Source organism: Streptomyces sp. x-19 (genome assembly GCF_046549115.1).
Lineage (GTDB): Bacteria > Actinomycetota > Actinomycetes > Streptomycetales > Streptomycetaceae > Streptomyces > Streptomyces albulus_C.
The window spans coordinates 42,684-51,658 of record NZ_JAJPWK010000029.1; the positions used below are offsets into that span (position 1 = coordinate 42,684).

At 71.3% G+C, this 8,975-nt stretch carries 11 protein-coding genes; 8 read left to right on the plus strand and 3 right to left on the minus strand.

What is annotated here, in order from left to right:
• The first annotated feature begins 139 nt into the window (after positions 1 to 139).
• Together ACLJT4_RS36840 and ACLJT4_RS36845 are read left to right on the plus strand one after the other, a co-directional pair.
• The gene (locus ACLJT4_RS36840; RefSeq protein ID WP_201846527.1) at positions 140 to 1,132 is read left to right on the plus strand and encodes an aldo/keto reductase; all 993 of its coding nucleotides are present in this window, start codon (positions 140 to 142) and stop codon (positions 1,130 to 1,132) included.
• A gap of 386 nt (positions 1,133 to 1,518) precedes the next feature.
• Complete coding sequence (locus tag ACLJT4_RS36845) at positions 1,519 to 1,833, plus strand: type II toxin-antitoxin system Phd/YefM family antitoxin (RefSeq protein ID WP_016572112.1); 315 nt, start codon at positions 1,519 to 1,521, stop codon at positions 1,831 to 1,833.
• A 54-nt stretch (positions 1,834 to 1,887) separates the two neighbouring features.
• On the opposite strand, the gene ACLJT4_RS36850 is transcribed toward ACLJT4_RS36845, so the two are convergent.
• A complete protein-coding gene (locus ACLJT4_RS36850; protein WP_411129344.1) occupies positions 1,888 to 2,817 on the minus strand; it encodes a M28 family metallopeptidase in 930 nt (309 codons plus the stop codon).
• A gap of 549 nt (positions 2,818 to 3,366) precedes the next feature.
• On the opposite strand from ACLJT4_RS36850, the gene ACLJT4_RS36855 reads away from it, so the two are divergent.
• Genes ACLJT4_RS36855 through ACLJT4_RS36880 form a run of 6 tightly spaced genes read left to right on the plus strand, consistent with a single transcriptional unit; the run spans position 3,367 to position 7,992 of the window.
• Entirely contained in the window at positions 3,367 to 3,669 is a 303-nt protein-coding gene (locus ACLJT4_RS36855) for an urease subunit gamma (RefSeq protein WP_016572110.1), read from the plus strand.
• 17 nt (positions 3,670 to 3,686) lie between these two features.
• Positions 3,687 to 3,998, plus strand: coding sequence for an urease subunit beta (locus ACLJT4_RS36860; protein ID WP_016572109.1), 312 nt, complete (start codon positions 3,687 to 3,689; stop codon positions 3,996 to 3,998).
• A complete protein-coding gene (locus tag ACLJT4_RS36865; RefSeq protein WP_411129284.1) occupies positions 3,991 to 5,712 on the plus strand; it encodes an urease subunit alpha in 1,722 nt (573 codons plus the stop codon). The genes ACLJT4_RS36860 and ACLJT4_RS36865 overlap by 8 nt, the downstream gene beginning before the upstream one ends.
• A 33-nt stretch (positions 5,713 to 5,745) precedes the next feature.
• Positions 5,746 to 6,420, plus strand: coding sequence for an urease accessory protein UreF (locus ACLJT4_RS36870; RefSeq protein ID WP_411129286.1), 675 nt, complete (start codon positions 5,746 to 5,748; stop codon positions 6,418 to 6,420).
• 58 nt (positions 6,421 to 6,478) lie between these two features.
• A complete protein-coding gene (ureG, locus tag ACLJT4_RS36875) occupies positions 6,479 to 7,174 on the plus strand; it encodes an urease accessory protein UreG (protein ID WP_275461489.1) in 696 nt (231 codons plus the stop codon).
• Positions 7,171 to 7,992 (plus strand): urease accessory protein UreD, encoded by an 822-nt coding sequence (locus ACLJT4_RS36880; RefSeq protein ID WP_411129288.1) that lies wholly within the window; start codon positions 7,171 to 7,173, stop codon positions 7,990 to 7,992. The genes ureG and ACLJT4_RS36880 overlap by 4 nt, the downstream gene beginning before the upstream one ends.
• A gap of 4 nt (positions 7,993 to 7,996) precedes the next feature.
• Here the strand turns inward: ACLJT4_RS36880 and ACLJT4_RS36885 are convergent, their stop codons facing one another.
• A complete protein-coding gene (locus tag ACLJT4_RS36885; protein ID WP_411129290.1) occupies positions 7,997 to 8,371 on the minus strand; it encodes a hypothetical protein in 375 nt (124 codons plus the stop codon).
• 141 nt (positions 8,372 to 8,512) lie between these two features.
• On the minus strand, positions 8,513 to 8,908 hold the full coding sequence (locus ACLJT4_RS36890) for a roadblock/LC7 domain-containing protein (protein ID WP_053164676.1): 396 nt from the start codon (positions 8,906 to 8,908) through the stop codon (positions 8,513 to 8,515).
• Positions 8,909 to 8,975: the final 67 nt, after the last annotated feature.

Genomic DNA, 8,975 nt, shown 5'->3' on the forward strand with positions numbered 1-8,975 from the left:
CGACGGTTGTTCAGCCTCAAACCGACCAGGTCGGGGGGACCTCCGGCTTGACTTCGAGCGCGCTCCAAGTCCTAGCGTCGAGGCGGTCGTCAGCCCTCAAGGTAGCGCCCGGTCCGCCGGGCAGGAGGAGTATCCGCGCATGATCACCCGAACCACGCTCGGCTCGCCCGGTCTCACCGTCAGCGCGATGGGCCTGGGGTGTATGGGGATGAGCGAGAGCTACGGTGCCGCCGACTGGGACGGGGGGCTGGCAACTATCGACCGGGCTCTGGAGCTGGGCATCACGTTCCTGGACACCGCCGACGCCTACGGCACCGGGCACAACGAGGTGCTGGTGGGCCGGGCCATCCACGGCCGCCGGGACCAGGTGCAGCTGGCCACCAAGTTCGGCATCGACCGCAGTGCCGGCGACCGGGCACGCCGCATCCGGGGTGCCCGGGACTACGTGCTGCGCTCCTGTGACGCCTCGCTGCTGCGGCTGGGCGTCGAGGTGATCGACCTGTACTACGCCCACCGCCCGCCCCAGGACGTGGAGATCGAGGAGACCGTCGGGGCGATGGCCGAGCTGGTCGAGGCGGGCAAGGTCCGCCATCTGGGCCTGTCCGAGGTCGACGGTGAGCTGCTGCGCCGGGCGCACGCGGTGCACCCGATCACCGCGGTGCAGAGCGAGTACTCGCTGTGGACCCGCGACGTCGAGGCGGTCACCCCGGTGATGGCCGAGCTGGGGGTCGGGCTGGTGCCGTACTCGCCGTTGGGGCGGGGTTTCCTGACCGGCACCCTGGACCGCTCCACGCTGGGCGAGAAGGACTTCCGGCGCACCAACCCCCGCTTCGCCGGCGAGGCGGGCGAGGCCAACGAGAAGATCGCGCGGACCGTGCGCGAGGTGGCCGACCGGCTGGGTGCCACCCCGGCCCAGGTGGCGCTGGCCTGGGTGTACGCCCAGGCCGAGCGGCTCGGGGTGGCGGTGGCGACCATTCCGGGCACCCGAAGCCCTGCCCGGCTGGAGCAGAACGCGGCCGCGCTGGAGCTCACCCTGGACGCCGAGGCGCTGGCCGCGCTGGACCCGCTGAGCGACCAGGTGATGGGCGAGCGCTACACCCCCGCGCACACCGCTGAGGTCGCTCGGGGTTAGCCGGTGGGCTCGACGCGCACGAAGTCCATCTCGACGACGTCGTTGACGTCGTGCCCACCGGTGACCTTGCCGGTCACGACCAGCCGGGGTCGGGCCGGCGGTGCCCCGTAGCCCCGGATGAGATCAGCTCGGTGAACCGATGGATGCAGGCCCGTACGCCCGGTGGTGTGAGAGGAGGACTGGAACGCCCGGCCCTCCTGCTCGATTCGCCGTGCAGGCCCCCGCCTGGCCACGGCTCCGTGCTGGACCGGTGGAGCGGTCTCACCCCGTCTCACACATCTCTCACAAACGAGCGCGCACGGGGAGCACGCGAACACCTCTGACCTGGACATTCGCCGGTGCCACGGACCACGACGAACCACGTGGACGTTACATAGGCTAGGAGCATGGCCTACGAAATTCCGGTGACGCAAGCCCGGGCCGAACTCGCGGATCTGATCAACCGCGTCGTCTACGGCGGCGAGCGGGTGGTCGTGACCCGGCACGGCAAGCCCCTCGTGGCGCTGGTGTCCGCCGCTGACCTGGAGCGACTTGAGGAACTGGGGCGGCAGGAGGCGGCCGCGGAGCAGGCGGAGGTGATCAGCACGGTGTCGTCCGTGCGGCACCCGGAGTCCGCTGCGGGCGAACAGCGGCGCTTCGGCATCGCGGCGGAACACCGCGACCCGGCCGCCGGGGATCGGCGACCGGGTCGGGAGACGTGAGGCGCGGAAGGCCGACGGCCGCGCGGTGCGGCGGCCGTCAGCGCGGGTCCGGCGTCAGGAGCTGAGCTGCCAGATGGCGTTGGCGATGGCGTCGGTGTGGTTGTGCAGGGCGGTGTCGTCGATGTTCTTGGACGTGTCGCAGGACCGGTGGTAGCAGGCGTCGAACGCCTTGCCCGCGGTGCCGCCCCACGCCTTCGCCTGGGCGTCGGTCTTGATGTAGTCGGCGCCGGAGAAGAGTCCGCCGACCGGGATGCCGGCGTCCTTGAAGGAGGCGTGGTCGGACCGGCCGTCGCCCTCGGTCTCCCGCTCGGTGGCGATGTTCTTCGCGGCGAACCAGTCCTTGAAGACCTTCTCCAGCTTGGCGTCGTCGTCGTAGACGAAGTAGCCGGGGTTGGGGGACCCGATCATGTCGAAGTTGAGGTACGCGGAGATCTTCGACCGGTCGGCGCCGAGGGCGTCGACGTAGTGCCGGGAGCCGACCATGCCGTCCTCCTCGTCGCCCCACCAGGCGAACCGCAGGTGCTTGGTGGGCTTGAGGTGTTCCCGGGAGACCGCCAGTGCGACCTCCAGGATGCCGGCCGAGCCGGAGCCGTTGTCGTTGATGCCGGGGCCCGCGTCGACCGAGTCGAGGTGGGCGCCGGCCATCACCGTTGCGTCCTCGGCGCCGCCGGGCCAGTCGGCGACGAGGTTGTAGCCCTTCGCGCCGCCGCTGCTGAACTCCTGGACGCTGGTGGTGAAGCCCGCCGCGTCCAACGTGCCCTTGATGTAGTCGACCGACGCCTGGTAGCCGGCCTGGCCGTGGGCGCGGTTGCCGCTGTTGGCGTCGGCTATGGACTGGAGCTTGTCCAGGTGTGCCTTGACGGCGGCGACCGGGATGTCCGGTGCGGCCTGCGTCGTGGGGGAGGTGGCCTGGGCGACCGCGGCGGTGCCCAATAGGGCGGCGACGGCGGTGCAGGCGCCGGCGGCGAGCGCGGCGCGGCGCATACGGGACGAACGAGTCACTGGGGGCTCCGATGCTGTTGTGGGGGGTGAAGCGCAGCGGAAATCTTGACGCGTGCATGAGGATTGCGAGCCCGTTTGAATTTCGTCAAGAGCGGATACCGGACACCCGCGTTCGTGCATCGGAATGTGCGTCTGGTTTGGGGAGTTAATCCCGATTGATTACCCCGCGCCCGCTCCTTTTTCCGTATTCCGGAAGGGGGTTGAGGGTGTGGAATTCGCCACCATGATTCCGTACAACCTTCGGGCCTCGGACCAGTGGCGATGCCCCCGAATCCGGTCGCTACCCCGTAACGCGCAGTGATTTCTGTCGTGTTGCCTCAGGTGCGACAGGGGTCACGGAATGCGTCGGCGGGCGTAACGGCGTCGAAATCTCGCCGAACTAGCCTTCCGCGATGGGGAAGTTGATGGTCAATTACTGGAAGTCAGTTTGCTTCGCCTTTAAACACTGTGTGGTACATCTAACGACACAGGTGTGTCGATGCCTGTGACCTGGGCAAATGCGCCCGGGTGCAAACCTGTGAGGTGGAACGTATGCAACTGACCCCGCATGAGCAGGAACGGTTGTTGATTCATGTGGCGGCAGACGTGGCCGAAAAGCGGCGGGCCCGGGGGTTGAAGCTCAACCACCCCGAGGCCATCGCCCTGCTGACTGTGCACATCCTTGAAGGGGCGCGGGACGGGCGTACCGTCGCCGAGCTCATGTCCTCCGGGCGCAAGGTGCTCGCGCGCGACGACGTCATGGAAGGCGTCCCGGAGATGATCCACGACGTCCAGGTCGAGGCGACCTTCCCCGACGGCACCAAGCTCGTCACCGTTCACGAACCCATCAACTGACCACGGGAGAGCAGACAATGATCCCGGGACAGATCCTCTACGCCGACGAGCCGGTGCGCCTCAACGAAGGCCTCCCCCTCACGCGCATGACCGTCCTCAACTCCGCCGACCGCCCCGTCCAGGTCGGCTCCCACTACCACTTCGCCGAGGCCAATCCCGGCCTCGACTTCGACCGCGCGGCCGCGCAAGGCAAGCGCTTGAACGTCGCCGCCGGCTCCGCCGTGCGCTTCGAGCCCGGCATCCCCACCGAGGTCGAGCTGGTCCCCATCGGGGGCAAGCGGATCGTCGTGGGTCTGCGCGGTGAGACCGGAGGTCCCCTCGATGGCTGAACTGACCCGCCAGGAGTACGCCGACCTGTTCGGCCCCACGGCCGGCGACCGGATCCGGCTCGCCGACACCGACCTGGTCATCGAGATCAGCGAGGACCGCTCCGGCGGTCCCGGCCGCGCCGGTGACGAGGCGGTCTTCGGCGGCGGCAAGGTGATCCGCGAGTCGATGGGCCAGTCCCGCGTCACGCGCGCCGAGGGCGCCCCGGACACCGTGATCACCGGTGCCGTGGTCCTCGACCACTGGGGCATCGTCAAGACCGACGTCGGCATCCGCGACGGCAAGATCACCGCCCTGGGCAAGGCCGGCAACCCCGACACCATGGACGGCGTCCACCCCGACCTGGTGATCGGCCCGGAGACCGAGATCATCGCCGGCAACGGCAAGATCCTCACCGCCGGCGGCATCGACACCCACGTCCACTTCATCTGCCCCCAGCAGGCGGACGAGGCGCTGGCCGCGGGCATCACCACCATGATCGGCGGTGGCACGGGTCCCGCCGAGGGCAGCAAGGCCACCACCATCACCCCCGGTTCCTGGCACATCGCCCGACTCTTCGAGGCGATGGACAACCTGCCGGTCAACGTCGGTCTCCTCGGCAAGGGCAACACCATGTCCCTGCCGTCGATGCGCGACCAGCTGCGCGCCGGCATCCTCGGCTTCAAGATCCACGAGGACTGGGGCGCCACCCCCGCCGTCCTCGACGCCTGTCTGCGGGTGTGCGAGGAGAGCGGCGCCCAGCTCGCGATCCACACCGACACCCTGAACGAGGCCGGCTTCCTCGGCGACACCATCGCCGCCATCGCCGGCCGCTCCCTCCACGCGTTCCACGTCGAGGGCGCCGGTGGCGGTCACGCCCCCGACATGATCGCGATGGTCTCCGAGCCCAACGTGCTCCCCGCGTCCACCAACCCCACGCGGCCGCACACCGTCAACACCGTCGAGGAACACCTCGACATGCTGATGGTCTGCCACCACCTCAACCCCGCGGTCCCGGAGGACCTGGCCTTCGCCGAGTCCCGGATCCGGCCCTCCACCATCGCGGCCGAGGACATCCTGCACGACCTCGGCGCCATCTCGATGATGTCCTCCGACGCCCAGGCCATGGGCCGGATCGGCGAGGTCGTGATGCGGACCTGGCAGACCGCGCACGTCATGAAGCGCCGCCGCGGCGCCCTGCCCGGCGACGGTGCCGCGGACAACCTCCGCGCCCAGCGCTACGTGGCGAAGTACACCATCAACCCGGCCCTCGCCCAGGGCATCGACCACGTCGTCGGCTCGGTCGAGAGCGGCAAGCTCGCCGACCTCGTCCTGTGGGACCCGGCGTTCTTCGGCGTCAAGCCGCAGCTGGTCATCAAGGGCGGTCAGATCGCCTACGCGCAGATGGGTGACGCCAACGCGTCCATCCCCACCCCGCAGCCGATCCTGCCGCGCCCGATGTTCGGCGCCATGGGCAAGGCCCCGGGCAGCAACTCGCTCAACTTCGTCTCCCAGCAGGCCATCGAGGACAACCTCTCCGAGCGCCTCCCGCTGGACAAGTCCTTCGAGCCGATCCGCTCCACCCGCGGCGTCAAGAAGGCCGACATGCGCAACAACGACGCCCTGCCGCGCGTCCACGTCGACCCCGACACCTTCACGGTGACCATCGACGGCGAGGCGGTCGAACCCGCACCCGCCGCCGAACTGCCCATGGCCCAGCGGTACTTCCTCTTCTGACGTACCGTCGATGAAAGATCCGGAGCACCATCGATGAGCCGCGCTGCGCTGCTCGTCCTCGCCGACGGCCGGTTCCCCGCCGGAGGGCACGCCCACTCGGGCGGCGCCGAACCGGCCGTCACCGCGGGGCACATCAAGGACGCCGCAACCCTGGAGGCATTCTGCCGGGGGCGGCTGCACACCGCCGGACTGGTCGCCGCGGGCCTCGCCGCCGCGGCCGCGGCCGGCCTGGACCCGCTCCTGCTGGACGACGCCGCGGACGCCCGCACCCCGGTCCCGGCGCTGCGCCAGGTCGCCCGCCGGCTCGGCCGGCAGATGATGCGGGCCGCCCGGGCCACCTGGCCGAGCGCCGAGCTGGACGCACTGGCCGCGGCCCGCCCGCGCGGCGCCCACCAGCCCGTCGTCCTCGGCCTGGCCGCCCGGTCGGCCGGTCTGACGCCGCTGGACGCCGCCCACGCGGTCGCCTACGAGAACATCAGCGGCCCGGCCACCGCCGTGGTCCGCCTGTTGAGCCTGGACCCCTTCGACGCCACCGCCGTCCTCGCCCGTCTCACCGTCGACCTGGAACAGGTCGCGGAAGCGGGTGCGGCCGCCGCGCAGCGCGCCGTCACCGAAGGTCCGGGCGCGCTGCCCGCCGCCTCCGCGCCGTTGCTCGACATCACCGCCGAAGCACACGCCGCCTGGCCGGTCCGGCTGTTCGCGTCCTGACCTTCCGTCCACCCACCGTGCCGCGTACCCCGCGGCCGCACGAACCACTGGAGTCACCATGCACCTCGACCACCAGGACGGCTTCCCCGAGCGCCACACCTACAGCGCCGCCGACCCGGTACGTCACGACGGCACCCGCCGCGCGCTGCGGATCGGGCTCGGCGGCCCGGTCGGCACCGGCAAGACCGCCACCGTCGCCGCCCTGTGCCGCGCACTGCGCGACGAACTGTCCATCGCGGTCGTCACCAACGACATCTACACCCGCGAGGACGCCGAGTTCCTGCGCCGGGAAGCGGTGCTGCCCACCGAGCGGATCGCCGCGGTGGAGACCGGCGCCTGCCCGCACACCGCCATCCGCGACGACATCTCCGCCAACCTCGAAGCCGTCGAGGACCTGGAGGAGACCGTCGGCCCGCTCGACCTCATCCTGGTCGAGTCCGGCGGCGACAACCTCACCGCGACCTTCTCCAAGGGCCTGGTCGACGCCCAGGTCTTCGTCATCGACGTGGCCGGCGGCGACGACATCCCCCGCAAGGGCGGCCCCGGCGTCACCACCGCCGACCTGCTGGTCATCAACAAGACCGACCTCGCCCCGTACGTCGGCGTCGACCTCGAAGGCATGGCCCGCGACGCCAAGGCCCAGCGCGGCGAACTCCCCGTCGCCTTCACCGCCCTGAAGCAGCCGGGCGGCGTGCAGCCGGTCGCCGAGTGGGTCCGGGCGCAGCTGGCGAACTGGACCGCGGCCCAGGCATGACCCGCACCGTTCCCCGCCCCGCGGCACCGCAGGCCACCGCCCTCCCGGCGGGCGGTCTGCGGGCCACCGCCCGCATCGTCGCCCGGGCCGACGCGCACGGGGTCACCCGGCTGCCGGTCCTGGACGGCGGCGGCCCGTTCGCGATCCGCCGCATCCAGTCGCACGCCGACCAGACCCGGGTCTGTCTGATCGGGGCCATGAGCGCCCCGCTCGGCGGCGACCGGCTGCGCATCGAGGCCACCGCCGAGGCCGGCACGTCGCTGCGGATCACCGCGGCGGCGGCGACCGTCGCGCTGCCGGGCCGCACCGGCGACCTGGCCACCTACGACGTCCACCTGACGGTCGGCGACGGCGCCCGGCTGGAATGGCTGCCGGAGCCGCTGATCTCCGCCGAGGGCAGCGACCTGCGGATGACCACCACCGTGGACCTCGCCCCCACCGCCCGGTTGGTGTTCCGTGAGGAGCAGGTCCTGGGCCGCACCGGTGAGCGGACCGGCGCACTGCGCAGCCGCCTGACGATCCGTCAGGCGGGGCGCACGCTGCTGGACCAGGAGACCGCCTACGGGCCCGGCGCCCCGGGGTGGGACACCTCCGCGGTCCTCGGCGGCAACCGTGCCGTCGGCCAACTCCTGCTCGCCGGACCGCAGTTCACCGACAAGCCGGTCGAGGTCCGGCTGCTCGGCGGCGCGGCCGGCGCCGATCCGAACGCGGGCCAGGCCGTCGTGGCGCCGATCGCCGGACCCGCGGCGCTGGTCACCGCGATCGCCCCGGACGGCCTGTCGCTGCGGCGGCTGCTGGACGAGGCCGCCGCCGGCTGAGTCCTCACACCTCCAGTTCGGCCTCCAGACGGGCAAGGCGGTGGCGCGCCAGCGCGAGATTGGCGCGCTTGCGGTCCAACACCAGGTACAGGAAGAGACCGCCGCCGTTCTTGCCCGTCACCGGCCGGATGATGTGGTACTGCGAGGTCAGGGTGATCAGCATGTCCTCGATGGCGCCCTGGAGTTCCAGCAGCTCCATCGTGCGCAGTTTGGCGCGCACCACGTCGGTGTTGCCGGCCGCCGCGACGTTGAGGTCGAACGACTGCGGATCGCCCAACGTGGCCAGCGCCATGCCGCTGGTGTAATCGACCAGGGCGACACCTATCGCGCCCTCGATCGTCGACATCGCTTCGCCGAGAGCGGTTTCCATCTGCGTCATGAGGGGTCGGGCCTTTCCTTGGGTTCGCTTGGTTTCGCTGGATGTCCGTCGTGCGGGGTGGTCGGTCTGCCGGCCGGAGGCCGGAGGCCGGGGGCCGGGGGCGCCGACCGGCGGGGGAGGCCGCCGGGCGGGCGCGACCGGTCAGTGGCCCGGCGGTGCGTCGAGCAGCGTCGCGATGCGTGCGGCGGCGCGCCGGGCCTGGAGGTGGAGCCGCCCGACGTTGGTGTCCGGGCCCGCCACGGCGGTGAGCACGGCGCGGTTCCCGGCCGCGTACGCCGCGACGTAGCCGCGGCTGCCGCGGGTCAGGGTCTCCTCGAAGCCGCCCTGCCCGGTGGCGTCGGTCAGCCGTTTGGCGACGCCGATGGCGGCGGCGGTGAGCGCGGCCAGCCCGTCGGGTTCGATGTCCGGCAGGTCGTGGGCGATCACCATGCCGTCCGCACTCGCCACCATGCCGCCGTGCAACTGCCGTACGTGCGCGCGCAGGGCCCGCAGTTCCTCCCGGATTCCGGCCGCGATCGCTTCGGTGTCGCTCGTCATCGGTCTCCTGATGCTCCTTCTTCTGACACGCTTGCCGAACACGGGCCTCATGGCCGGGGTTCACAGG